Source organism: Fodinicola acaciae (assembly GCF_010993745.1).
Lineage (GTDB): Bacteria > Actinomycetota > Actinomycetes > Mycobacteriales > HKI-0501 > Fodinicola > Fodinicola acaciae.
Window position 1 is genome coordinate 896492 of the sequence record NZ_WOTN01000004.1, and the last position, 24820, is coordinate 921311.

23 protein-coding genes are annotated in these 24820 nt (G+C 69.1%); 14 read left to right on the top strand and 9 right to left on the bottom strand.

Going from position 1 to position 24820, the window contains the following annotated elements:
* Window positions 1–96: 96 nt before the first annotated feature.
* Window positions 97–2052 (bottom strand): glycoside hydrolase family 15 protein, encoded by a 1956-nt coding sequence (locus GNX95_RS39720; RefSeq protein WP_163513105.1) that lies wholly within the window; start codon window positions 2050–2052, stop codon window positions 97–99.
* Window positions 2053–2289: 237 nt separating this feature from the next.
* Here GNX95_RS39720 and GNX95_RS39725 point away from each other — a divergent pair, with 237 nt between their 5' ends.
* From GNX95_RS39725 to GNX95_RS39745, 5 genes are all read left to right on the top strand, one after another.
* Window positions 2290–4398, top strand: a complete 2109-nt coding sequence (locus tag GNX95_RS39725; protein ID WP_163513107.1) for a hypothetical protein — start codon at window positions 2290–2292, stop codon at window positions 4396–4398.
* 452 nt (window positions 4399–4850) lie between these two features.
* The gene (locus tag GNX95_RS39730) at window positions 4851–5498 is read left to right on the top strand and encodes a GntR family transcriptional regulator (RefSeq protein ID WP_163513109.1); all 648 of its coding nucleotides are present in this window, start codon (window positions 4851–4853) and stop codon (window positions 5496–5498) included.
* Between the two features lie 72 nt (window positions 5499–5570).
* Window positions 5571–6233, top strand: a complete 663-nt coding sequence (locus GNX95_RS39735; RefSeq protein WP_163513111.1) for an RraA family protein — start codon at window positions 5571–5573, stop codon at window positions 6231–6233.
* Window positions 6230–7516, top strand: coding sequence for an MFS transporter (locus GNX95_RS39740; protein ID WP_163513113.1), 1287 nt, complete (start codon window positions 6230–6232; stop codon window positions 7514–7516). Before GNX95_RS39735 ends, GNX95_RS39740 begins: the two co-directional genes overlap by 4 nt.
* Window positions 7517–7527: 11 nt before the next feature.
* Window positions 7528–8322 carry a carbon-nitrogen hydrolase family protein gene (locus GNX95_RS39745; protein WP_163513115.1) on the top strand — a complete coding sequence of 265 codons (795 nt, stop codon included), beginning with the start codon at window positions 7528–7530 and terminating at the stop codon, window positions 8320–8322.
* Window positions 8323–8369: 47 nt separating this feature from the next.
* Here GNX95_RS39745 and GNX95_RS39750 read toward each other — a convergent pair whose 3' ends face one another.
* Together GNX95_RS39750 and GNX95_RS39755 are read right to left on the bottom strand one after the other, a co-directional pair.
* Entirely contained in the window at window positions 8370–10130 is a 1761-nt protein-coding gene (locus tag GNX95_RS39750) for a hypothetical protein (RefSeq protein WP_163513117.1), read from the bottom strand.
* 124 nt (window positions 10131–10254) lie between these two features.
* A complete protein-coding gene (locus tag GNX95_RS39755) occupies window positions 10255–10959 on the bottom strand; it encodes a TetR/AcrR family transcriptional regulator (protein ID WP_163513119.1) in 705 nt (234 codons plus the stop codon).
* A gap of 76 nt (window positions 10960–11035) precedes the next feature.
* Between GNX95_RS39755 and GNX95_RS39760 the strand changes: the two genes are divergently transcribed.
* A complete protein-coding gene (locus tag GNX95_RS39760) occupies window positions 11036–12499 on the top strand; it encodes an FAD-dependent monooxygenase (RefSeq protein ID WP_163513121.1) in 1464 nt (487 codons plus the stop codon).
* On the opposite strand, the gene GNX95_RS39765 is transcribed toward GNX95_RS39760, so the two are convergent.
* Complete coding sequence (locus tag GNX95_RS39765; protein WP_163513122.1) at window positions 12496–13149, bottom strand: hypothetical protein; 654 nt, start codon at window positions 13147–13149, stop codon at window positions 12496–12498. The two genes, GNX95_RS39760 and GNX95_RS39765, sit on opposite strands and share 4 nt — an antisense overlap.
* Window positions 13150–13182: 33 nt before the next feature.
* Between GNX95_RS39765 and GNX95_RS39770 the strand changes: the two genes are divergently transcribed.
* Complete coding sequence (locus GNX95_RS39770) at window positions 13183–13755, top strand: TetR/AcrR family transcriptional regulator (protein WP_222854292.1); 573 nt, start codon at window positions 13183–13185, stop codon at window positions 13753–13755.
* Between the two features lie 100 nt (window positions 13756–13855).
* On the opposite strand, the gene GNX95_RS39775 is transcribed toward GNX95_RS39770, so the two are convergent.
* A complete protein-coding gene (locus tag GNX95_RS39775) occupies window positions 13856–14026 on the bottom strand; it encodes a hypothetical protein (protein WP_163513124.1) in 171 nt (56 codons plus the stop codon).
* Complete coding sequence (locus GNX95_RS39780; protein ID WP_163513126.1) at window positions 14023–14856, bottom strand: DUF2470 domain-containing protein; 834 nt, start codon at window positions 14854–14856, stop codon at window positions 14023–14025. The genes GNX95_RS39775 and GNX95_RS39780 overlap by 4 nt, the downstream gene beginning before the upstream one ends.
* A gap of 53 nt (window positions 14857–14909) precedes the next feature.
* Here GNX95_RS39780 and rpsD point away from each other — a divergent pair, with 53 nt between their 5' ends.
* Window positions 14910–15518, top strand: a complete 609-nt coding sequence (gene rpsD / locus GNX95_RS39785) for a 30S ribosomal protein S4 (RefSeq protein WP_163513130.1) — start codon at window positions 14910–14912, stop codon at window positions 15516–15518.
* 145 nt (window positions 15519–15663) lie between these two features.
* Here rpsD and GNX95_RS39790 read toward each other — a convergent pair whose 3' ends face one another.
* A complete protein-coding gene (locus tag GNX95_RS39790) occupies window positions 15664–16134 on the bottom strand; it encodes a MarR family winged helix-turn-helix transcriptional regulator (protein WP_163513140.1) in 471 nt (156 codons plus the stop codon).
* Window positions 16135–16189: 55 nt separating this feature from the next.
* Between GNX95_RS39790 and GNX95_RS39795 the strand changes: the two genes are divergently transcribed.
* The 4 genes from GNX95_RS39795 to GNX95_RS39810 all read left to right on the top strand — a co-directional run bounded on the left by GNX95_RS39795 (window position 16190) and on the right by GNX95_RS39810 (window position 21244).
* On the top strand, window positions 16190–16774 hold the full coding sequence (locus GNX95_RS39795; RefSeq protein ID WP_163513142.1) for an NADPH-dependent FMN reductase: 585 nt from the start codon (window positions 16190–16192) through the stop codon (window positions 16772–16774).
* Window positions 16775–17107: 333 nt separating this feature from the next.
* The gene (locus GNX95_RS39800; RefSeq protein ID WP_163513144.1) at window positions 17108–17371 is read left to right on the top strand and encodes a hypothetical protein; all 264 of its coding nucleotides are present in this window, start codon (window positions 17108–17110) and stop codon (window positions 17369–17371) included.
* A gap of 554 nt (window positions 17372–17925) precedes the next feature.
* Window positions 17926–18261 (top strand): hypothetical protein, encoded by a 336-nt coding sequence (locus GNX95_RS39805; RefSeq protein ID WP_163513146.1) that lies wholly within the window; start codon window positions 17926–17928, stop codon window positions 18259–18261.
* A gap of 157 nt (window positions 18262–18418) precedes the next feature.
* Window positions 18419–21244, top strand: coding sequence for an ATP-binding protein (locus tag GNX95_RS39810; protein ID WP_163513148.1), 2826 nt, complete (start codon window positions 18419–18421; stop codon window positions 21242–21244).
* 10 nt (window positions 21245–21254) lie between these two features.
* Here GNX95_RS39810 and GNX95_RS39815 read toward each other — a convergent pair whose 3' ends face one another.
* Both GNX95_RS39815 and GNX95_RS39820 read right to left on the bottom strand, forming a co-directional pair.
* Complete coding sequence (locus GNX95_RS39815) at window positions 21255–21986, bottom strand: M50 family metallopeptidase (protein ID WP_163513149.1); 732 nt, start codon at window positions 21984–21986, stop codon at window positions 21255–21257.
* Between the two features lie 42 nt (window positions 21987–22028).
* Complete coding sequence (locus tag GNX95_RS39820) at window positions 22029–22670, bottom strand: TetR/AcrR family transcriptional regulator (RefSeq protein WP_163513152.1); 642 nt, start codon at window positions 22668–22670, stop codon at window positions 22029–22031.
* Window positions 22671–22751: 81 nt separating this feature from the next.
* Between GNX95_RS39820 and GNX95_RS39825 the strand changes: the two genes are divergently transcribed.
* Together GNX95_RS39825 and GNX95_RS39830 are read left to right on the top strand one after the other, a co-directional pair.
* Window positions 22752–24182, top strand: coding sequence for an FAD-dependent monooxygenase (locus GNX95_RS39825; protein ID WP_163513154.1), 1431 nt, complete (start codon window positions 22752–22754; stop codon window positions 24180–24182).
* Entirely contained in the window at window positions 24179–24790 is a 612-nt protein-coding gene (locus tag GNX95_RS39830) for a DUF6058 family natural product biosynthesis protein (protein WP_163513156.1), read from the top strand. The genes GNX95_RS39825 and GNX95_RS39830 overlap by 4 nt, the downstream gene beginning before the upstream one ends.
* Window positions 24791–24820 lie beyond the last annotated feature (30 nt).

The window sequence follows — 24820 nt, forward strand, 5'->3', positions numbered from 1 at the left end:
GCACGAACCCACCCCCCACCCCGATCTGGGTGGGGGCCAGTTTTGCTGGTAAGTACGACAGTTTCGCGCCGGTGTGCCGGATCGTTGGCAGCGCTCTCAGTTGACCCGGTTGGCCGGATGGAAGGTGCCGGTGTCCTCCTGTTCCTCGGCCCTGATCACGTGTACGACCGCGTTGATCAGCGCCAGGTGCGTGAAGGCCTGCGGGAAGTTGCCGAGGTGGCGGCCGGTGTGCGGGTCGATCTCCTCGGCGTAGAGGCTGAGCGGGCTGGCGAAGGACAGCAGCCGCTCGCACAGCCGCCGCGCACGCGTCAGCTCGCCGATCTCCACCAGCGCGGAGACCAGCCAGAACGAGCAGATGGTGAAGGTGCCTTCCTCGCCGGACAGGCCGTCGTCGGTGGTGTCGGTGACATAGCGCAGCACGAGGCCGTCGCGGGTCAGCTCGTCGGCGATGGCCAGCACGGTGTCGCGGATCCGCTTGTCGTCCGGCGGCAGAAAGCGCAGCAGCGGCATCAGCAGTACGGACGCGTCGAGGCCTTTGACGCCGTACGCCTGGGTGAAGACACCCCGCTCGTCGACCCCGTTCTCGCAGATGTCGGCATGGATCTCGTCGGCGATCCGCTGCCAGTCGGCGGCGTACTCGGGCTCGTCGTGCAGCCGCGCCAGCCGCGCGCCGCGGTCGAGCGCGACCCAGCACATCAGCTTGGACGAGGTGAAGTGCTTCGGCTCGCCGCGCACCTCCCAGATGCCGCGGTCGGGCTCGCGCCAGTGCGCGATGGCCTTCTCGACCTGCTGTTTCAGCAGCGGCCACAGCGCTTCCGGCAGCTGGTCGCGCGACCGCGTGTGCAGATAGACCGAGTCGAGGAAAGCGCCCCAGACGTCGTGCTGGTTCTGCTTGTACGCGGCGTTGCCGACCCGCACCGGACGCGCGTCCTCGTAGCCGGTCAGGTTGCCCAGCTCGAACTCCTCCAGGCCGCGCTCGCCGCCGATCCCGTACATCACCTGCAGGTCGTGCTCCTCGCCGTTGAGGCCCTTGCAGGCGTCGGCGACGAAGTGGAAGAAGTCGTTGGCCTCGCGGTCCAGGCCGAGCGTGTAGAGCCCCCAGAGCGCGAAGGTCGAGTCGCGGACCCACGCATACCGGTAGTCCCAGTTGCGCTCTCCCTGCGGCGTCTCAGGCAGGCTGGTGGTGGCCGCCGCCAACAGTGCCCCGGTGGGCGCGTACGTGAGCCCTTTCAGGGTCAGTGCGCTGCGCTGTAGGTATTTGCGCCACGGGTGGTCCGGAAACTCGCCGATGGTGATCCACTGCCGCCAGCACTCGGACGTACGCCACATCTTGTCGGCCGCCTCGTCGAAGGTGCGCGGAGGCGGCAGCGGCGACCACGACAGCGCCACGAACACGTTGTCGCCTTCGACCAGTCGCGTACGTGCCTGCGCGGTGCGGCCCTCGATGCCGAGCCGGAGGTTGGTGGTCAGCCGCAGCTCCGGCGAGTCGTCGTCGCCGTGAGCCACCGCCTCGCCGTACGCGGGGCCGTCCCATTCCCAGCTCGCATTCGTCCGGCCATAGCCGAAGGACGGCTCGCACGAGAGCGCGAGTTCGACCGTGCCGGAGACGCATTTGACCGTACGCAGAAGGATGTGCTCGGCGTCGTAGTCGGTCGGCGTGCGCTTGTGCGTACGCGACCGCTCGTCGCGGTTGTGCCACGGACCCATCACCAGCGCGTCGCGGACGATGATCCAGCCGGTGCGGGTCTGCCAGGTCGTCTCCAGCATCAGGCTGCCCGGCAGGTAGCGGCGCGAGGCCGGCACCTGCACGCCGTAGGGCGCCAGCCGGAAGGAACCGGCGCCGCGGTCCAGCATGGCGCCGAAGACGCTGGCCGAATCCGGCCGCGGCAGACACATCCACTCGACCGCGCCGTTCGGCGCGATCAGGCAGTTGGCCTCGCAGTCGGACAGAAACGCGTAGTCCGCGATCGGTGGAAACGCGCTGCGGCCGAAACGCGATGGATCAATGGCGCCGGGCAACGCGCCGACAACCGGATCGATAGGCGTGCTCATGGGGGAGATGATCGCCCGCGTACGCTCGGGACGCCACCGTCAACATCCGGGTCCGGCAAAGGAGCGGGATCGCCTGGTGCGGTGGTGGGAGGTCGCGGTCAGCGTGGCGAGCCACATCGGTTGGGACGTGCCGGTCCAGCGGCGGGTTGATGTGCAATGAGCCGCCATCGCGCTGCCGCATGGCCAACGTCGCCACCGACCGTAGCGGCTGAGTCGCTGACCGTCACTGATCCGACCGTGCGTGTCGCCGTACGGCCGTGGCGCTATGCGCTGATGATCCGTGCCGGTGACCCGGACGACCTCGGTCGCGCGATCGCCATCGCCTCGATGAGCTGGGGTGGCGTCGGTTGGCCGCTGATGCCGGTCGGACCAAGTGGCGCGGTCGACCCGGGCGCGTTGTCGGTGGCTCGCGCGGTGGGGGTCGATGCCGTGCTCGACCTGCGTGGCGCCGGCTGGAGCATGCCTGACCTGCCATGGCCGGTACGCAAGCCGGATCCCGGCGCGCCGGACGGTGGCCTGACCGCCGACGGCCGCAGCGCGCCGCCGGGGTTGAACGACGCGCAGGTGGTGCTGCCGGCCAGCGGCCGGTTCATCGACGCCGCCGGCGCCGGGACGGTGGACGGACCGGCGGCCGTGCAGGTGTGGCGCGCATACGGCGCCGTCGTACGCGAGGCCACCGACTCGGCGGCGCTGGCCAGAGCGCAGATCGCCGGCCAGACCGCGGTCGCCGTCGGCGCCGACCAGGCGGCCGCGAGCGGCCGTGGCCGGGTCGGCACGATCGGCCTGGTGTGGGCCGCTCCGGACGACGCCGACCTGTCCGACGTGATCGGCTTCTGGAACGTACGCGCGCTGCGTGGCCGCGGCGGCTGCGCCGGGGTCGTGCTGATCGCCGACATCCCCACGCTGACCAGCCGCGAGATCATCGATTCGATCCGGTCACGGGTCGCGGCGACCACGCCGCACGACCCCGGCTGTCTCGTACTGGCGCCGCGGATGAGCCAGGACGACGTGCACACGCTCGGCCGGATGCTCGGCGCGCGGCCGATCGACGAGTCGGCCGGCTGGTCGCTGTGGAAGCGGAGCACGCCGTCGAGCGTGCCGGTGCCGGCGGCGACCACCTCGTCGGCCGGCAAGCTGGTCGCGCACGTGCTGCCGATCCAGCCGGTGCATCCGGCCGCGGTCGGTCACGGTGACATCGCGCTGGTCGTACGCTCGTCGCAGCTGTCGGCGCCGCGCCGGCCGGCGGTCGCCGAGCTGTTCCATCCGCAGGCGCGTTGGACCGACGACGGCCTCGCGCTGCCGGCCGTACTCGCCGCGTCACACGTCGTCACCGTCGATCTCCCGGAGCCGACCAGGATCCTTGACGCGGCACTGGCCGCGCGCGGCCTGGCCTGCGAGCGCAGTGACACCGGCCGGCTGGCCGAGCGGCTGATCGACGCGTGCGGTGACAGGACGCTGTTGCGGCAGCCTGGTTTCCACACGTTGCTGGCCGCGCTGGCGGCCGCGGGTGAGGCGCGGCATCTGCCGATCCGGTTGTCCAGCCTGGCCGCCGCCGTCGGCCTCACCGAGCGCCAGCTGCCGGCCGTGTCCCGCGCGCTGGCGGCGCTGGCCGCCGAGGGGCTGGTCGAGTGGTCGGCGCAGGTCGAGTGCGGCGGCTGCGGCGTGGCGAGCCAGCGTCCGCTGGAGGCGTTGGGGCCGGTGGCGAGCTGCGACCAGTGCGGCCGGCGCGCCGCCTACCGGCTCACCGACAGCGGCGACCTGGTCATCCACCACCACTGCCACGAGCTGCTGCGCCGGCTGTGCGTACAACCGATGCCGACGCTGATCGCCGCCGCGGTCACGCTCGCCGCCGAAGGTGCGTACGTGACGCTGATGCCGCAGGTCGGCTCGGCCGGCCACTGGCAGCGTGTGGACGGCATCGGCTGGCACGGCAACTCGCTCTATGCCCTGGTGCTGCTGACCGACCAGTCCGTCGCGCTGGTCGACTGGGCCGCGGCCGCCGGCATCGACGCGCTGGTGCTGATCGGCGAGCCGACCGCCGACCTGATGGACGCCTTCCAGCAGCGAGCGACCGCGACCGGCGTCGACCTGACCGTCCTGACCGCCGACGACCTGGTCTGGGAACCGGTCACCACGCGTCCGGCCGGCCGCCGCTCCGCCGAACGCCGCCGGTCCGCTCCGCAGCCCCCACCCTCGTCGCTGTCGCCGCCGACCATGTCCGCACCGACCCTGCCCGCCCCGCCAGCCGTACCGACGCAGGCCTCGCCGTACTCACCCCCGTCGCTCCAACCATCCGGCCCAGTCGACCTCCGCGAAGCCATGCTCGACTTCCGCCGCATGATGTAGCCCCGTTTACCCGCTACACCCCGAAACTGTCGTACCCCCATGGCAATTTTGGCCCCCACCCAAATCGGGTGGGGGGTGGGTTCGCGTTGGAAACTTACCTACATAGGAAGTTGATCTTGGATGCCGCCTCATGCGACTCTCTCGTCCCTCTGACATCCCTAGCCACATCAGTCACACGCGGGCATGCACGCAAGGGGTCCATGCGTGCGTTGGACGCACGCAAGGGGTCCTTGCGTGCATCAGCCAACCCGACGAAAGCCGCATTTAGCGCTCCATGACGCCAGATCAAGATCAACTTCTATGCTTGCAACCTCTCGACCCACCCCCCGCCCGGAATGGGTGGGGGAAACATAACGGCAGGGGTACGACAGTTTCGCGCCGGAGTGGGTTGACGGATGTGAAGGCGCTCCGTACGGTGCAGTCAAATATATTCGAGATATCCGGAGGGTCGGGTGGCGGTGACAAAGGCCGACGAGGCGTATGCGCGGCTGCGTCGGGAGATCGTCACCGGGGCGATCGATGCCGAGACCTCGCTGGACGAGAGTGAGCTGATGCGCCGCTTCGAGCTCGGCCGTACGCCGGTGCGCGAGGCGCTGAAGCGGTTGGCGCTGGAGCAGTTCGTGGTCTGGCCGGCGCGCCGCACACCGTACGTCCGCACCATCGGGGCCGGCGACCTGGCCAGGCTCTACGAGGCGCGGCTGATCCTGGAGGAGCACACCACCTCCGCCGCCGCCGAGCGGGCCAGCGACCGTGAGCTGGACGAGCTCGACGACATCTTGCGCAACTACGTCGACCGCATCGCACACAACCAGGTGTACGAGGCCGTCGAGCTCGACCACGAGCTGCACTACGCGGTCGCGCGTGCGTCCCACAACCGCTATCTCGCCGAGGCCGTACGGTCGCTCAACTGCGGCTCGCTGCGGCTCTGGTTCGTGGCGCACGACCGGCTCGGCATGAGCGGCACGGACGCCGACCACCGCTCGATCGTCGACGCGATCCGTCGGCACGACAAGGACGGCGCGGCCGCCGCGGCGCGCGAGCACGTCCACGAGTCATATCGCCGCCAGTTGCGGCTGCACGGCTCTGACCGCCTGCGCTAGTCCGGCAAGATCATCACCGGGGGACCAGCACGGCCAAACTAAATATATTCAGGATATGAGGAGGTCTCCCGAATGTTCCGGATCGACCCGCATCCACCGGCTCTCTCGCCGCAGACCGTCAAGGCGCTCAGCAAGGTCTGCACGTCGACGCTCGGCCACCTGACCGACTTCGGCTTTCCCCGCGGACTCACACCGGTCACCCGGCCGTGCAAGTTCGCTGGACCGGCGGTGACCGTGCGCATCCCGCACATGGACTCGACCGCCGTCCACGTCGCGCTCGACCACCTGCAGCCTGGCGACGTGCTCGTCATCGACCAGTCCGGCGACCACACGCGCTCCTGTTTCGGCGGCATGGTGTCCTACACGGCGCACGCGCGCGGAGCGGCCGGCGCTGTCGTCGACGGAGCGATCAACGACTACGACGAGATCGTCGGGCTCGGCCTTCCGGTCTTCTCGCGCGGCATCGCGTCCCACACGACACGACTGCTCGGCATCGAAGGCGCGATCAACGTGCCGGTGACCGTCGGCGGCGTGACCGTACGGCCAGGCGACGTGGTTTTCGGTGACTCGGACGGGATCGCCATCATCGACCCCGCCGACGCCGACCGGATTGCCGCGCTGCTGGCCGAAAAAGAGGCCGCCGAGCCGGCATTGAAGAGCAAGATCGATGCCGGTGCCAGCCTCGCCGAGCACTCCGGTGCGTTGGCGTTGTTCGAGAAGAACCTCGCGTCATGACCGGCCGGGTGCGCTGGGTCCTGATGGGCTCTCTGCTGCTGCCGCTCACCTTCGTGATGAGCCTGGACCGCACCAACATGACCGTGTCGGCGCCGGTCATCCAGGAGAAGTTCGGCTTCTCACTGGCCGAGATGTCGGTCATCCTCACGTCGTTTTTCTGGACGTACGCGCTCTTCCAGGTGCCCGGAGGCCTGCTGGCGCAGAAGATCGGACCGCGTAAGACGCTGACCGGCGCGTCGGTCTGGTGGTCGCTGTTCACCCTTCTCACCCCGTTCGGCGGCAATTTCCTCGGTTTCACCGCGATCCGCGCGCTGCTCGGCGTCGGCCAGGCCGCCGACTGGCCGACCTCCGTGCTCGCGTTGCGCCGCTGGTTTCCGACTTCAGAGAGATCGCGCGGAAACTCGCTGCTGCTCGCCGGCCTGTATCTCGGTCCGATCGTCGGCACCCCGCTCACCGTGTGGCTGATTTCCCAGTTCGGCTGGGAATGGTCGTTCTATCTGTACGCGGTCGTCGGTTTCGTCATCGCCGGCGCGTGGTGGCTGCTGATGCGCGACCGGCCGCGTGACCATCCGCTGGTCGGCGAGCGGGAGGCCGCGCACATCGAGAACGGCCAGCCGGCCGAGACCGAGGTGAGGACCAACTGGCGGACGTTCGTCAGCTCCGGCCAGTTCTGGGCCGTCGGCCTGCAGTACGGATTTCTCATCCTCATCCAGGGTTTCTTCGTCACCTGGCTGCCGACCTACCTGGTGCAGGACCGCGGATTCTCGTTGAAGGAAATGGGATTCGGCGCGTCGCTGCCGTGGGTCGCGATGCTGGTGATGGTGTTCGTGACGGCTGCCGTCACCGACCGCATCCTGCGGCACACCGGCTCGGTGCTCAAGGCGCGCGTACCGCTGGCGATCGGCGGATTCCTGGTCAGCGCGGTGTTTCTCATTCTCGCCGCGCTCACGCCAAACCCGTGGACGATGATCGCGTTGCTGATGGTCAGCCTCGGCGGGGTCGGCGTCGTGCAGGTGCAGGTCTGGTCGGCCTGTCAGGACCTGTCCGGAAAGTACGCCGCGACGGTGAGCGGATGGGCCAACTTCTGGGGAAATCTCACCTCCGCGCTCGGACCACTGTTCACCGCCGCGATGGTCGCGCTCGGCGCCAACTGGACGCTCGCGCTGATCGTGCTCGGCAGCTCAGGTGTGCTCGGCGCGGTGTGCTGGATCTTCGTACGGCCGGACCGCCCGCTTTCGGTCGGCGGTCAGGCATCATCTACTGAAGCCGCTTCTCTGGTCTGAAGGGACGATCGATGCGACTCGCACTTGCGCAGTTTTCCGCCGAGGCCGACAAAGAGGCCAATCTCAAGGTCATCGGCGAGTACGTGGCGGCCGCCGCGGACGGTGGTGCGCGACTGGTGATCTTCCCCGAGGTGGCGATGTTTTTCATGGCACAGCCCGACGACCAGTTCGTGGCCGCCGCCGAGCCGGTCGACGGTCCGTTCGCGCAGGCCGTCGCCGACCTGGCGCGTCGGCACAGGATTTCGGTGCTGTACGGCGGATCCGAGACCGTGCCAGGCGAGGACCGCGTCTACAACACGCTGGTCGCGCTCGGCGCCGACGGCTCGTTGCTCGGCACCTATCGCAAGCTGCACCTCTATGACGCCTTCGGCTATCTGGAGTCCGAGCGGGTACGGCCAGGCGAGCACGGCGACCCGCTGACCTTCCCGGTCGACGACCTGGTCGTCGGTGCGCTGACCTGCTATGACGTACGCTTCCCGGAGGCATTCCGGCAGGTCGTCGACGCCGGCGCGCAGGTCGTCGCGCTGCCGGCCGCCTGGGCCGCCGGTCCGCGGAAGGAAGCGCACTGGGACACGCTCGTACGCGCGCGGGCCATCGAAAACACCGTCTATGTCGCGGCCTGCGGCCAGACGCCGCCCCGGTGCTGTGGCAACAGCGCGCTGATCGACCCGATGGGCATCGCGGTGTCCGCACTCGGTGAGGCCGCCGGCATCACCTTCGGCGACGTGCACGTCGACCGGGTCGAGGCCGTACGCGCCAAGAACCCCTCGCTGGCCAACCGCCGCTTCACCGTCAGCCCGCGCTGAACAGGCAACGAGCCCCTGCGTGGGTCGCAGGGGCTCGTTGGACTGGATCAGAGCAACACGCTGTCATCCGCTGGCGGAGACGGCGCGTCGGCCGACGGCGGTGCCGTGCCCGGACCCTGCTCGCCAGGACTCGGCGACGCGTCGGTCGGCCCACCAGGAGCGTCGGCCCAGCCGTCGCTGCTGCCACCACCGTTGGTGGGTGGTGAGTTCTCCGGTGGCGGCGCCATCGGATACGGGCTCAACTGCGCCGACGGTGGCGTCAACGTGGCCGACGGCGGCGTGACCGATGTCGAGTCGCCGGACGGGCTGTCCGGCTGGGAAATCGGCTTGTTGTCCGCGGCCGGCGGCGTAGCTGGCTCCGGAGCCGCTGGTGGAGCCGGCTCCGGCGCCGGGGTCAGCCGGTTGTTCAGATCGTCGATATAGCTCGGATCCGGCTCGTCATACGGATTGGCGGGTTTCAGCGACGGCTGTCCCCACGCTCGATCCTTGCTTTCCTGCCGATACGTGGAGTTGTCCGGATCGAACGGCTTCGTGAATCCGTTGGTGTCCTTGTCGGCACGCAGGAACCCACGAAACTCGGCGCCGAGGATGCCGATGGCGATCTTGAAGTGCTCCGGCAGCAGCGATTTGAGTGCCTTCTTCGGAAGCTCCCCAGGTCCCGCCTTGTCACGCTCGAGACCCTTGAGCGACGAGACATAGCCGTAGAACTCGGAGAAACCCTGCACCTCCGCGTCACCCAGATCGAGCGCGGCCTCACCGATCCGGCTCAGCAGCCCCTTTCCCTTGCCGCCTGACGGAGCGGCAGGAGCTGGCGGGACCACGGACGGCTCCTGTTTCCTGGAGCCTGTTCCCGGTTTCGAAGGCGCCGGATCGGAGTGCTGCGGACCGGCCGGCGTGTCATACCACTCGTGCCCGGAGCAGCGCTGCGCATTGGCACACAACGAATTCGCCGGCAGCGGCGGCAGATCGTACGACCGCGCGGGAGCCGCCGTGACGGACGGAACATCCGTCGGGCTCGGAATTGCCGGCCGCTCGTCGACGACGGATGGATTCCACCGTCCGTCGCGATAGTCGGCGCGGATTCCTTTCCTTGGCTGGTTCGCCGACTTGTGGTGCTTCTTGTTGGCCAGACTCGTGTGTCCGGGAGACTTGCCGTGCGCCGCTGGAAGACCGAGCCGCTCGGTGATCCGACCGATGTCCGGCAGGCCGTACGGCCCGCCGCTCGACCCGAGTGCGGAGAAATCGTCGCTGTCGTGATGGGCGCCGATCTCGGCCGCTTGAGCCTGCTGCGGATGCGCGGCCTCGGTCGCCATCCAGCCGACGAATCCGAGCGCGCCAGCCAGCACCACCATGCCGACGCGCCGGGTATTTCGCTGTTCCCACACCGCACCGATCCGTGACAGCAGGGTTCCCGCCGTCGACACCGACCGCTGACTGTGTCGCGCTGCCGGCGTCACGGTCCGGCCGGCAGCCGCCTGCGCCACGACGACCTCCACCAGGTCCTCGGCGACCGTGGCGGCGACGGTCACGACCTCGCCGCCATAGCGGCCGGCCGGACGACCGACGCCGTCCGGCCTGACCGCGACGTACGCACGAGCGCTGAGTCCGTGCAGCTCCTCGTCGTCCAACGCGATCAGGGTCATCCCGCCCAGCCCGCCGTTTTCGGCCGCCTGGCGAAGAAATTCCGCGCCGCGCACGGCTGGCACGACGACCGGCGTCGGGTCTGCGATGGCTCGCAGGCCGGAGCGCAGGCAGTCCGCGACCGCTCGCGCGATTCGTACGTCTTCGATGATCACGACGTACGCCATCTCGACACCTCCCCTCCGTTTTACCGATGGTTCGCTGCTCGTTGGTGAGAGCGAGTCCGATCGAAAGGTAGGGCCGTGTCGGGAGCCGCCCGTCACAGTGGCAACAACCGGCCAAATCCGGACACTACGTCGGCAGGCGAGCCGCCAGGCCGTCCAGCAGGCAGTCCAGCATGAAGTCGAAGTCGACCCGGCTGTCCCACTCCGCACCGGCCGCCATCCAGGCCGCGTAGTGCGGAAACGACCCGCGAGCCAGTGACCGCTCGCGCATCGGACCGGCGAGCTGGCGCAGCTGGTCCTCGTCGGTGACGCCGATCCGGCGCCGCATCTTCAGCTCCTCGCCGATCTGCAGCGCGGTCCCCAGGCACAGGCCGTCGACCAACGAGAAATAGCTCATCGCGGTCCCCGGCGGCAGCTCGAGTCCGGCGAACGCGCTCAGGCCGAAGTCGATCCGCCGCAGTGCGTTCGGACCAAAGGGCGGCCTGGTGTGTGACAGCGCGGCGAACCACGGATGCTCAAGCATCACCGCGAAACTGGCCTTCGCGAGCGTACGCAGCGTCGCCCGCCAGTCGCCGGGTCGTTTCGCCGGCAACTGGATCCGGCCATAGATGTCGTCCAGCACCAGGTCGACCAGACCGTCCTTGTTGCCGACGTAGCGATAGAGCGACATCGGCGTCGACGATCCCAGCTCGGACGCGATCCGGCGCATCGTCAGCGCCTCGGTGCCTTCCGCGTCGGCGATCGCCACCGCCGTACGCACGATGTGCGCGCGGCTCAGCGTCGGTCCGCCGCCGGCCGGCTCGGGCCGGTCCCAGATCGGCTCGTCGGTCACGGGCGCCTCCTTGTGTACATCGTACGCGTGCGTGTACGTTGTACATCGCGTGTACGTCGTACACGAAAGGAGACGGATGGAACGCGTCATGATCGTCGGCGGCGGCCTGGTCGGCCTCACCGCCGCGTTGATCCTTCGGCACCACGGAGTCGAGACACTGCTGGTGGAGAAGCGCTCGGACACCTCGCCGCAACCGAAGGCGCGCCGGATCAACTTCCGGTCGATGGAGGTCTTCCGGCGGATCGGCCTGGAGGCAGAGGTCGCGAAGGCGGCCGAAGGGCTGGCCTTTTTCCAGGGCATGCGCTCAGGTCCGACGATCGTCGACTCCGAGCAGCTGCCGGCGATCCCGCCTGGTGACCTGTCCGCGATGTTCGCCGCCACGCCGTGCTCGTCGGTGCTGTGCTCGCAGGATCTTTTGGAGCCCGTGTTGCGAAAACTCGCCGAGGAACGCGGTGCGGACATCCGCTTCGACACCGAGGTGGTGGGATTTCGGCAGGACGCCGACGGCGTCGACGTGGAGTTGCGCGATGGTTCTTCCGTACGCGCGGCATACCTGATCGCCGCCGATGGCGCGCGTTCGCCGAGCAGGGAGGCGCTCGGCATCCGGCGATCGGGTCGTGGCGGTCTCGGCAACGCGGTCAATGTGTATTTCCGCGCCGACCTGCGCGAGGTCGTCACAGGCCGCGAGTTCAACATCTGCGAGGTCACCAACGACTGGCTGTCCGGTGCTTTCGCCTCCGTCGACGGCGCCGACCGGTGGATTTTCTACACCGGCGACGAAAAGCACTCGCCCCAGGAGTGGCAGCGGCTGATCGCCAAGAGCATCGGCGCACCCGACCTGGACGTCGAGATCCTCAGCGAAATGGCGTGGGAACCGGCGATGCGGGTGGCCGACCGGTTTTCCGACGGCCGCGTCTTCCTCGCCGGCGACGCCGCTCACGTCATGACACCGTACGCGGCTCTCGGTGCCAACACAGGCATCCAGGACGCCGACAACCTCTGCTGGAAGCTCGCGTACGTGCTGACCGGAAAGGCCGGCCCCGGCCTGCTGGACAGTTATCATGCCGAGCGGCGTCCGGCCGGCTATCTGGCCGCGGAGCAGTCGAGCCTGCGCACCGGTGGACTGAAGGACAGCACTGCCTGGGACAACACGAAACCGGATTTCGTCCATCCGCTCGCGCTTTACGTCGGATTCCAGTATGAGAGCGACGCGGTGGTGGCTGACGGCCGGCCGCCGGCGCCGATGGACCGGCTGGAGCTGACTGGCCGCGCCGGCACGCGGATGCCGCATCTCTGGCTCGACAACGAAAGCCGACTGTCCACTTTGGACGCCGTCGGTGACGGATTCGCGTTGGTTGGCGGCATGGACACCGACCTGCCGGTGCCGGTCGTACGCGTCGAGAGCGCGCAATGGCAGGCGGCGACAGGACTGCCGGCGGACGGCGCGTTGCTCGTACGTCCTGACCGTGTCGTCGCGTGGCGCTCGGACACCGACGGCGTGTCCGTGGAGCAGGCGCTCGCGCGGGTTTTGGCCCTCTAGATGGGATAGCCGATCCGCTCGGCGGCCGCGCGCACAGTGTCCACGCTCTCGTCCGGGTTGATCGCCTGGATGATCTCGTCGGTCAGCGGCGTCGACGCGTACACCTGGCCGACCGCCTCCGCCGACACCTCGAGCGCGTGCACGGTGCTGGCCGTACGCGCGTATTTCGCCGGATCGCGGTCGACCAGATATTCGAACATCCAACCCGAACCGTCCGGGTCGAGGCCGTCCGGGATCTCCGGATTGCCGTGCCGCCAGCGGTCGTCGTCGCGGCGCCGCCACAGGCAGACGGTCGCCGCGAACCGGCGGTCGATCCGGAAGACGTTTCCCATCACGTAATGCCGAAACTCGTCGGGCAGGCCGTCGATGAGACCCGGCCGGATCGTCGGTGCGCCGAAAACGTACGGGCTCATCTTGGACTCGTGGTCGAAGCCGCGGATGAACGCGCCGTCCGGACCGAAGACGATCGACCACCCGTCGCCGCAGCCGCTGTCCAGCTCGGCGAGCTGGTGGTCCGGACCCCAGGCCGGCCGGAACGAGTAGTGATACTCGGCTCGGTTGATGATGATGTCGAGCATGGTGAGCGCACGGCAGTGGTCGCGCAATGCGGCGATCTCCGGCAACTGCTTGGCGACGTCCACAACGGTCATTCGTCTATCTAAGCCGGCAGCTAAAATGTCCTGGTGACGGACCTGCGGGAGCGGTTGCTGACGGCCGCCGCGGAGCTGACCTGCGACCGCGGCTGGGACGGCGTCACCATGGGCCAGGTCGCAGCGCGCGCGGGCGTGAGCCGGCAGAGCGTCTACAACGAGCTCGGCGGCAAGCCGGCGCTGGCCGAGGCGCTGATCATCCAGCGGACCGACGTCTTCCTGGCCGGTGTCGCCGAGCAGCTCGCCGCGCACCACGGCGACGTGCTGGCCGCCTTCACCGCCGCCGCCGACTACACGCTGCGCACGGCCGCCGACGACCCGCTGCTCAAGGCGATCCTGGCGTCCGTACACGGCGAAGCCAACGACCTGCTGCCGATGCTGACGACCCGGCCGCAGCCGGTGCTGGCGCGCGCGGTCGACGCGGTGCTCGGCCAGCTGCGCCGCGAGTTCGAGGTGCCGCTGCCGGACGGTCAGCTCGAGAAGGCGGTCGACGCGCTCGTACGGCTGACGCTGAGCCACCTGGTGCAGCCGACGCTGCCGATCGAGCACGCGACCGCACAACTGCATTGGATCGCCAGCCGCCTCCTGGCATCCGAGCGGCGATAGCCAAGCCCAAACGCCGCCTGCCGGCACCGGCCGACGTCCGGCACCGGCAGGCGATGTTTGGATCTCGACTCTCATCCACGTGGGACTTCGAAACAGACCCCTAGGAGAGCGCCAGGCGTAGGTCGATGTACGCCTGCTCGGCCGCGTGCAGCTCGCGGCAGGCCTCGGCCGCCTCGGTGTCGGTGGCGATCTCCAGCCACAGGTGCGCCGCGTGGACGCGTACGGCCGCGTCAACGAGCTGTTCCTCCAGTGACGACACCTCCGTGATCACAGCGACCGCCGGTGGTGCTCAAGCGGCGCGGCGGTGCCGCACGGACAGCCGAGCAACAGGCAGAGCTGACGCGCCAGGCCGTCGGGGTCGGTGACCGCTCCGTGGAAGCCCGCGCGCAGCCGATGGTGGCCGGCACCGACCCCGCAGAGCAGGTCCAACCCATAGCGGTCCAGGCCCGCGATCGACACCTCGTGCAGGTCGCGCGCGGCGGTCGTCGGCAGCTCGCGGATGGCGTACGCGATCAGCCGGTCGCGATGATAGGTCTCCAGGTGCTCGACGATCTCGTCCTCGCCTTCGTAGAGCGGATCGGCCGCCGCGCCCGCGAAGTCGGCGGCGCTGACCAGCTCGGTGCCGGCCGCCGTGGTGATCCTGATCTCAGCCACGTCGAAGCGATAGATCGTCCAGCCGCGTCCCACGTCGAGCAGCGCACCAACCGGACGCGCGCAGGCAGCCGAGTCGGCGAGCGCGCGTTGCTGTTGAATGCCAAGCGGTTCGGTCCATCCGACGACACACAGCCGCGCGCGCGGAAGACACAGCTGGCCAGGCGGTACGTCCAGCACGTCGAGCACGCCCGGTACGTCGGCCATGGCCGGAACCCGGAGCTGATTCTCCAGTTCGGAATGCAAGGCCGTACCATCTTCTACCAGGAGGAGCATCTGGCCAGCCGGATCGGTCAGGTGTTGGACCCGGAACGTCGTGGTGTGGCGCCGCCTCGCGGCCTCACCGCTCGCGCCGTCGTCGACGCGGGGGAGAAAGAGCACCCCGTTGACGACGCCAGCAGCCAGTGTCCTCGCGCGCTCTGCCGCGCTGGGACCAGTCACGGCCTCCATGTCCACCTCCTAAACGCTTAGGTTAGGCAAACCTAATTGATGAGGAGGAAGTTGTGAACCGGTCCCGCCCCAAGGCGCGACTGAGCCGAGCCCTCGGGATCCCGCTGACGCCCAAGTGCGTCCGCTACTTCGAGGCCCGGCCCTACCCACCGGGCGTGCACGGCCGCGCTCGCCGCAACCCGTCGGACTACGGCATCCGGTTGCGCGAGAAGCAGCGTCTGCGCCACCAGTACAACATCGGTGAGGCGCAGCTCGAGCGCGCGTTCGCCGAGGCCCGCCGGCGTCCCGGCAAGACGGGTGAAAACCTGGTGGCCAGCCTCGAGCGTCGGCTCGACGCGGTGGTCATGCGGTCCGGTCTGGCCCGCACGATCTACCAGGCCCGGCAGATGGTCGTACACCGGCACATCACGGTGAACGGCAAGCGTGTCGACCGCCCGTCGTACCAGGTCCAGCTCGGTGACGTCGTCGGCGTCATCGACCGGAGCAAGTCCAAGGCGCCGTTCGTGGCCGCCTCGGAAGGAACCTGGGCCGCGGCCAACACGCCTGGCTATCTGTCCACCGATCTGAAGAACCTGAAGGTCCAGCTGGTCGCCGAGCCGACCCGTGCGCAGGTCCCGGTGATCTGCGACGAGCAGCTGGTGGTTGAGTTTTACGCTCGCTGACCTCGGTCGGCAGGCGAAGGGTGGGTCACCCTCTCAGGCCCATGGATCCTCGCCGTTAGCGTTTGCCAACAAGCGTTGATGACTCCGGAGGTGCGCGGCTGCCCTCCGGAGTCATTGCTGTGTCGGGTCGATCAAGTCGGGAAAATCACATTTTGGCGTCTCGAGATGGGGACAGCCGGTCGATGATCTTCTCGGTGACCGCGGTCAGCGTCCGCAGCTCCTCGGCGGTCAGCAGGTCGATGAAGTGCTCGCGAACGGACCGTACGTGACCGCGCGCCGCCGCCTCGACGGTCGTCCAGCCGTCGTCGGTCAACACCGCGACCGCTCCGCGTCCGTCTGAAGCGCTCTCCTCTCGTACGACCAGGCCACGTTGCTGCATCCGCGAGATGTGGTGCGACAGGCGGCTGGTCGACCAGCGCATCCGGCTGGCCAGCTCGGTGATCCGCATCCGCCGCTGCTCGGTCTCGGACAGCGTCGACAGCACGTCGTAGTCGGCGTCGGACAGTCCGTCCTTGGCCAGGTCGCGAGAGATCTGCAGGTCGAGCAGCGCGCGCATGCGCCGATATCCACGCCAGGCTCGTTGCTCCTGGCCGGTCAGCCACCGTACGTCGGTCATCCGGCGAGCCTATCCATTTTGTTGACGTGTCACCAAGTCATGCTAAGTTGGTGACATGTCAACAAACACTCCGTACCGGCTGCTGGTGGTGATCGCCAGTACGCGACCCGGCCGTGTCGGTCCGCGGATCGCCAGCTGGTTCGCCTCGTACGCGGCGACCGCCTTCGACGTGACCGTCGCCGACCTGGCCGAGATCGACCTGCCGATGCTCGACGAGCCGGAGCACGCGGCGACCGGCATCTACGCGCACGAACATACGAGACGGTGGAGCGTGATCGTCGCCGACGCGGACGCGATCGTCTTCGTCATGCCGGAATACAACGGCGGCTTCACGGCGCCGCTGAAGAACGCGCTGGACTTTCTCTATGACGAGTGGCGGGACAAGCCGGTCGGCTTCGTCGGCTATGGCATGAGCTCCGGCGGCATGCGCGCCGTACACATGATCAAGCCGGTGCTGCTGGCGCTCGGCATGGTGCCGGTGAGCAGTGCCGTCACCGTCCGGCTGCGCGAGGTCGTCGATGGCGACGGCCATCTGGTGCCGCATGCCGCGATGGCCGAGGCCGCTGCCGAGCTGGTGGCCGATCTGGCCAGGCTGGCGCCGGCCCTCGCCGGTCTGCGGACGCAACCGGCGGCCGGGTGATGGCGTGGTTCACCCGGCCGCCGGAGCTGTGCCCGGTGTCCAGATCGCGGGCATTCGTACGATAGCGCGGTTTTATCCGGCGTATCACCGCAGGCTCGGACAAATAGGTGAGATGGATAACCGCGTGCATGTGCACCGGTCGACGGGATACAATCGTGACGTGCACCACCGTCGGTCATCGCCATCGGTGGTGGCCGCGGGTCCGCATCCGGACCCAGTCGTTTCCGCATCCGCGAGGCGCTCATCCGCTTCCGGCATGCCGTCCCGACCAGACCGCGACTGCGTGCGTCCGTGGTCGGGGCCCGTCTCACCGTTGTGCAGGAGAACACCGTCATGACCACGTACGTGCAGGATGATCTGGCGCTGTTGGCCGAAGCCACGCAGTTCACGCTGCACGCTCTTCCGGCCGACCACCCGGCGGCGGACATCCAGACGGTAGTCATCTCCGCGCGCGGTCACGGCCTCTGGGCCGTCTACTGCCGCGGCTCGGTGATCACCCGGGACGGCCGCTGGCTGTTCGACCGCGACACCGCGCTGCGCATCGGCCGCGAGATGCTGCCGGAGATCCGCGACCAGTACGAGCGCTCGCACGCCTGACCCGTTCGGCCGCATGGCCACCATGCGTGCGCTCGACTTGAGTTCCAACCTCTGGGTTGGTGGCTTGGTTCCGCGCCACTGGACACCCGACGGCTGGCAAAGTGAGGATCCGGCTGGCCTGCCATGCTCCGAGAGCTGCCCATCCGGGTCATCGTCGGGCAACGCAGCGACCGGGTGATGTCCTTCCAGTCATCGGCTGCGCGGACCGGGCGCGGAAGGGTGTCGTGGCGTCCCGGTAGGTGAAAGGGTCCACTAGATGGGATCCACGGGCGCGTGTAACGCTAAATGTCTGTCTTGTGAGGTTTATCGACGAGATGAATGTCGAGTTACTGGCGTTAGATGCACGAAACAAGGCTTTCGCGCCTGCGTGACCGCCAGCCTCTGTGGTGGGTGTGACTGCTGAGGCGAGTAATGCTGGTGTGACTGCTCGTCGGGCCGGGCTCGAGGCCATGCGCGTATGTGGACCCTTGCGGTCAGTCGATGGCCTTGACCGTCACATCTCCGCTCAGTCAGCATTTACGCACGTTGTAAACCCTGGCAGGAGCGGAGTTCCCATGAGGATTTTGCGAAGCGTCGCGGTCCGCGCGGCCGCTGTCGTCGCGGTGGCCGCCTGCGGGCTCGCGGTCGCGATGCCGGCGTCGGCGGCCACCGGCACGCTGACGATCAAGCAGCACGGCGTGGTGCTCTTCCAGAAGACCAACCCGGCCGCCGACTGCTACGAACTCGGCAAGGACTTCCCGCAGGGCGACATCGACACCTACAACAACACCGACGCGACCGTCTATCTGTACGGCAACCCCAACTGCGCCGGGGACCCCGACACCAACGTCAACCCCGGTCAGTCACTGCTCGGCTACCCCGGTTTCTACAGCCTGCGCGTGCTTTCCTGAATCCACCTGCGCAGATGGGTCCGGGCCGCTGCACCATGGGGTGGAATTTCCGGCCAGCCACACCCAGCCAAACCCCGCCTTTGGTGGCCTTGACCAGCACATTCACCGTACGGCCGCGATCGTGCCAGAGGTCGTTGTCTGCTGACACGATGTCTGCGTGGACGCCGAGACAGCCGCGCAGCACTCCAGGGACACACACGGTCCCTGGGGTCGCGACCGTGAGCTGGCCACGGTCGACCGGCTCTTCGACAGCGACTCGCCGCGTGCCGTGCTGCTGGAAGGCGAGGCCGGCATCGGCAAGTCCGCGGTCTGGTCGGCCGGTGTGGCGGAGGCTCACCGCACCGGCCACACGGTGCTCGCGGCGACCGGCAGCGAAGCCGAGACGGCTCTGTCGTACGCCGGCCTGACCGACCTCTTCGAGAACGTCGCCGACCAGATCCTGCCGCGGTTGCCGGAGCCGCAACGCGAGCCGCTGGAGATCGCGTTGCTGCGCCGCGCCCCAGGTGCGACGCCGATCGGCCAGCGCGAGGTGTCGGTGGCGGTGCTTGGCGCGCTGCGCCTGCTTTGTGGCAGCGGGCGCGTACTCATCGCGGTCGATGACCTGCAGTGGGTCGACCGCGTGACGATCGAGGCCCTGGCCTTCGCGATCCGCCGTTCCGGCACCGAGTGCGTACGCCTGCTGGCCGCCGCGCGTCTGCCTGGCGGTGCCACCGCGTGGAAGGACACCGGTGCCGACCGGACCGGCCTGCTGTTCTCGGCCGTGGCGGCCGAGGCTCGCGAGACGATCCGGCTGGAGCCGCTGGCGACGCCGGTGATCGACCGGCTGCTCACCGCGCGGCTCGGCGATCCGTTGCCGCGCAACGTGTTGCTGGCGTTGGTGGAGCGTACGGCCGGCAATCCGTTCTGGTCGCTGGAGGTGGCCGCCGCGCTGGCGCGCGGCGGACCGGTCGACGGTGAGCTGCCGGTGCCGGAGTCGCTGTCGGCGGTGGTCGCCAGCCGGCTGGCTTCGCTGAGCATCGCCGCGCGCGAAGCGCTGTTGGCGGTCTCGGCTTTGTCGCAGCCGACCACCGACCTCGCCGTCAGAGCGTTGGAGGAGCTGGCCGGCTGCGACGCCGGCAAGGCCATCGACGAGGCGATCGAGGCCGGTGTCGTGACCGAGTCAGGCGGCCGGCTGCGGCCGGCGCATCCGCTGCTCGGCTCCGCGGCGCTCGACTCGCTGCTGCCAGGAGCGCGGGTCGCGCTGCATCGGCGGCTCGCCACCGTGGTTGTCGACCCCGAGCAGCACGCGCGCCACCTCGTACTCGCCGCGAACAACAGCGGTCCGGAGCTCGTCGCGGCACTGGACGCCGGCGTACGGTCGGCGAAGCTGCGAGGCGCGACGTCGGCGGCGGCCGAGCTGGCGGAGCTGGCTGTCACGCATACGCCGCCGCGGGATCCAAAGCGTGCGGAGCGGCAGGTCGAGGCCGCCGAGCTGCTCTTCGCCATCGGCAACACGCGGCGCGCCAACGACCACCTGGTCGCCGTCTATCGAAGCGATCCGCCGCCGGCGATCCGTCGCCGCGCGCTGCCGATGCTGGTCGAGACGACGTACTGGGTCCACGGCGTGCCGGCGGCCGCGCGGATCGTCCGCACGGAGATCGACAACTCCGACGACGATCCCTACATGCTGGCGACCGCGTTGGCGATGGCCTCCGACGTCGGTGACGGCCGCGGCGGCGACCGTACGGAGCTGGCCGAGCGCGCGCTCGCGCTGTTCGACGAGCTCGGTGAGGAACCCGATCCGCGCGTGCTGTCGACGGCCCTGCTGTATCTGGCGCTGGCCAGGCTGGACGCCGGCGACGGCATCCAGTGGGACCTGCTGGACCGGGCCGTACGCGCCGAACGCCGGCTGCCGAGCGTGCCGCTCACCATGCGGGCCGCCTATGCCAGGCGTATCTGGCTGAAGTCGGTGGACCAGCCGGTCGCCTGCGCCGCGGCGCTGCGGGAGGTGCTGGTGGAGGCTCGCGACCTCGGCGAGGAGTGGGCCCTGTCGCCGACGTACGGCCATCTGGCGCTGGCCGAGTGCTGGGCCGGTCGCTATGCCGAAGGTCTGGCCGCGGCCGATCGCGGCTTCGCGCACGGTGAGCCAGGCATCGCGAAAGCGGCTGTGCTCTATGGTGCGCGCGGCCTGTTGCTCGTACTGACCGGCGACATCGCCGCCGGTCGAGCACTGATCGCCGAGCAGCTGAGCAACGAAGGCGACGGCATCGCCAGCGTCAAGGCGATCGTCTATCGCCAGGTGCTCGGCGCGGCGGCGCTGCTGGACGGCGACGCCGAGGAGGCCGTCGACCTGCTCGGCACGGCTCTGCGGCTGGCCCGCGGCGAGGGGATCCACGAACCGGGACGGCGGCAGCGGCTGGAAGGCGACCTCGGCCAGGCGCTGGTCATGACCGGCCGGCTCGCCGAGGCCACCGAGCTGGCCACCGAACAGCTCAGCCTCGGCGGACGTACCGACCGGCCGACGATCCTCGGTGTCGGCCTGCGGATCGCCGGCCTGGTGAGCGCCGCCGACGGCGACCTGGCGACCGCGCTCGACCAGCTCGAACGGGCCGTACGCGCACACGAGCGGTCCGAGCTGCCGCTCGAGCTCGGCCGCAGCCTGCTCGCGCTCGGCCAGGTGCAACGCCGCCGGCGGGCGAAACCACAGGCACGGCAGTCGCTGCGGGCCGCGCTGGAGGTGTTCCAGCGGCTCGGCGCGGCCCCGTTCGCCGAGATGGCCAGCGCTGAGCTGGACCGCATCGAACCGGTGCGCGGCCGAAGCGGACTCACGCGCGCCGAGCAACGGATCGTGGAACTCGTGGCATCAGGACACTCCAACCGGGAGATCGCGGCCGAGCTGTTCGTGAGCGTGCGTACAGTCGAGACGCACCTGGGGTCGGTCTATCGAAAGCTCGCGATCCGCTCCCGTACCGAACTGGTCCGCCGCTTCTCCACCGGCGGCTGAGTCTGCGCGGCTACGCCGCGCTGGAGGCGAGGAGGGCGCCGCAGCTGAGCACGATGGCCACTGACATCGCGGTGGCGAGGATGGCGAACCAGAGGCCGGCGGACAGGCCGGTCAGCCGCGCCAGCTGGTCGATGTCGGACTGGACGCGCAGCTCGCGCAGGTGTGGCGACTGGATGAACTGGTGCCGCCGCTGCTTGTGCAGCTCGACCAGCGTACGCGGACCGGCGAACAGGAAGAAGCAGCTCAGGCCGGCGCAGATGGCGCCGTGCAGGACGGCCGGTGTCAGCACGGACAGGCCGAACAGCACGATCGCGCTGACCACCAGCGACAGCGCGCCGTACGCGTTGCGGACGAGCACCAGCATCGTCAGCAGGATGGCGGCGCCGAGCCAGAGCACGCGCGTGCCCTGGCCGAAGCTGACGAGTACGGCGACGATCGTGCCGACCAGCGGCGCGGCCAGATAGCCGGCCGCGGCGGTGGCGACCATGCCGGGGCCGTACGGCTGGCCGGCGGACAGCGTCAGGCCGGAGGTGTCCGAGTGCAGCCGGATGCCGCTCAGCTGCCGGCCGGTGAGCAGCGCGACCAGCGCATGGCCGCCTTCGTGGACGATGGTGACGACGTTGCGCGCCACCCGCCAGATCCGGTCCCACAGCACGCAGGCCACCGCGACGGCGGCGATGGCCAGGAACAGCCACATCGGCTGCCGCCAGGCGTCGATCGCGGCTGGTACGGCGTCGTTCATCGGACCGAGGCTAACGGCTCGGCACATGGCCCGGAGTCAGCCTCAGGACGGATCGCAGCCGTTGAACGCGCGATAGAGAAACCGCGAGACCGTGTCGATCACCTCGTCGTCACTGACCGGCTCCGCGGTGAGCTGGCCGTCGCTCGCGTACCACCGCTGCATGAACGCGTCGAGCAGCGACTGCATGAGCACCAGGGTCAGATCGGGGTCGCCGGGCAGCGCGCGGCCGGCCTTGGTCACGAAGCCGAGGTGGCTGATCAGGTGCTGCTGGTCGGCCGCGATCAGCTCCCGCAGCCGCGCGCTGAACTCGTCGCTGACCAGCGCGGCCTGCCGCATCGCGACGAGTACGACCCGGTTGTGCCGATAGAAGGACCAGAACGCCGCGACGTGCCAGCGTACGGCGGCGAAGTCGGTGAAGTCGGAGCTGTGCGTCGAGCCGATCGCGAGCACGGCCTCGTCACCGGCCGCCAGCATGTCGGTGCACATCGCCTGGAGCAACTCCTCCTTGCCGGCGAAGTGGTTGTAGAACGACCCTGCGGCGCGGCCGGCCTCGGCGGTGATGTCGGTGATCTTGGTGTTCAGATAGCCGCGCTCGGCGAAGACGCGCCGCGCCGCCGTCTTCAGTGCCGCCTCGGTCTCGGCCGCCTTCGCCTTCCGGCCACCGGCCGCGAGCTTCTCGGACATGACCCTCCTTGACACGGACGCTAGCGTACGTCACTCTGAATATAGATTCACTGAATCGAAATTCAGCTAAGGAGACGAGAGATGACGACCAACGTGCTGATCGCCGGAGCCGGACCGACCGGCCTGACGTTGGGGATCGAGCTGGCCCGCCGTGGGGTGGACGTGCGGATCGTGGACCGTGCCGAGCGGTACTTCGTCGGCTCGCGCGGCGACGGCCTGCAGCCACGCACGCAGGAGGTCTTCGAAGACCTCGGTGTGCTGGCCGAGATCCAGGCCTCCGGCATGGACGCGCCGCTGATGCGGATGTACGCCGGTGAGCAGGTGGTCTGGGAGGGGCGGATGGCCGACCCGGTCGAGCCGCGACCGGACGTTCCTTACCCGAACGGCTGGTTCGTGCCGCAGGCGCGGACCGAGGAGATCCTCCGCGACCGGCTGGCCGAGCTGGGCGTACGCGTCGAGCTGCGCACCGCGGTGACCGGCTTTGAGCAGGACGCCGACGGCGTGACCGTGCGGCTGGAGCGCGACGGCGAGACCGAGGTCGTACGGGCGGCATATCTGGTCGGCGCGGACGGAGGCAGGAGCACCGTCCGCAAGCAGCTGGGGATCCCGTTCGTCGGCGAGACCAACGAGGAGATCCGGATGACGCTCGCGGACGTACGCGCGACCGGCCTGGACCACCGCTATGGCCACGGTTGGATGCTGGAAGGCGAAAAGTTCTTCGGCTTCACACCGCTCGCGACCGGTCCGGACACGTACGTCATCGCCACCACCGGCGACGTGGAGCTGACCCTGGACAGCCTGCAGAAGCAGGTCGACGCGATCTCCGGCCGCACCGACATCATCCTGTCGGACCTGACCTGGGCCACCGTCTGGCGGCCGAACATCCGGATGGTCGAGCGGTTTCGCGACGGCCGGGTCTTCCTGGCCGGCGACGCCGCGCACGTCCATCCGCCGACCGGCGGCCAGGGCCTGAACACCGGCGTGCAGGACGCGTACAACCTCGGCTGGAAGCTCGCGGCGGTGCTCGGCGGAGCGCCGGAGGAGCTGCTGGAGACCTACCAGGCCGAGCGGCTGCCGGTGGCCGCGCGGGTGCTCGGTGTGTCGACCGAGCTGCTGCAGAAATACATCGACGGCGACGAGGACGCGAACAAGCGCGGCGACAACACCAAGGGCCTGGACATCAGCTATCGGACCGTGCCGGGCGACGGACTGGCCGCCGGCGACCGCGCGCCGGACGGTCTGGTCGGTGAGAGGCGGCTTTTCGAGCTCTTCGCCGGTCCACATTGGACACTCCTGCGGTTCGGTGCCGGTGCGCCGGAGGCGGACGGTGTGGAGTCGTACGAGGTGGACGCGGTCGATGGCTATGACGTGCCGGCCGGCTCGGCGGTTTTGGTGCGGCCGGACGGATACGTCGGCCTGGTCACCTCGTCCGGCGCCGAGCTCGCCGGCTATCTGCGGCGCGTATCGCCGGCGCCGAAAATGTCGTACCCCGGACGTACCGTCGACGCATGACGCTGAGCGCTGACCGCATCGACCTCCGGATGACCATCAGCAGGCGCTATCGGGTGGTGAACGGCGACCATCCGATGTCGCCGGCCGACGACGCCTACGTGGACCGGCAGTATGCGCCGCTGGAGGACGTGGCCGCGGCGCACGGCGTCGATCCGGACGAGGTGCGCGAGCACGTCATCGCCGGCCGGCTGCCGCTGCCGAGCTATCTGCGCTCCGACGGCACCGAGATGTATCACAGCGATCTGTTCGGCATCGTCGAGCGCGCCGGTGGAGTGGAGTTCCTGCGGGAGTGGTTCGTCCGGCAGTTCCGCGACCCGGTGGTCGGGCGCGAGGAGTGGCGGAGCTATCTGAGCGGTCAGTACGTGTGCCTGCGGTCGGTCACACCGCGGACGATCCAGCGCAAGGAGGAGCTGGTCACCGCGATCCAGCTGGCCGTCGCCGAGCCGCGGCCGCGGTCGTCGGCCTGGCTCGACCAGCTGCACGACTGGGTCGACGAGCTGGACGCGCTGTCGCCGGCGTACACCGGCTATGACGTGCTCCGGTTCGGCGGTCCGACCGGCCGGCAGACCAACATCGACGCGGTCCGCCATCGATTTCCGCGCCGATAAATAGAATGTCGTGCCGGCACGCGACGGTTT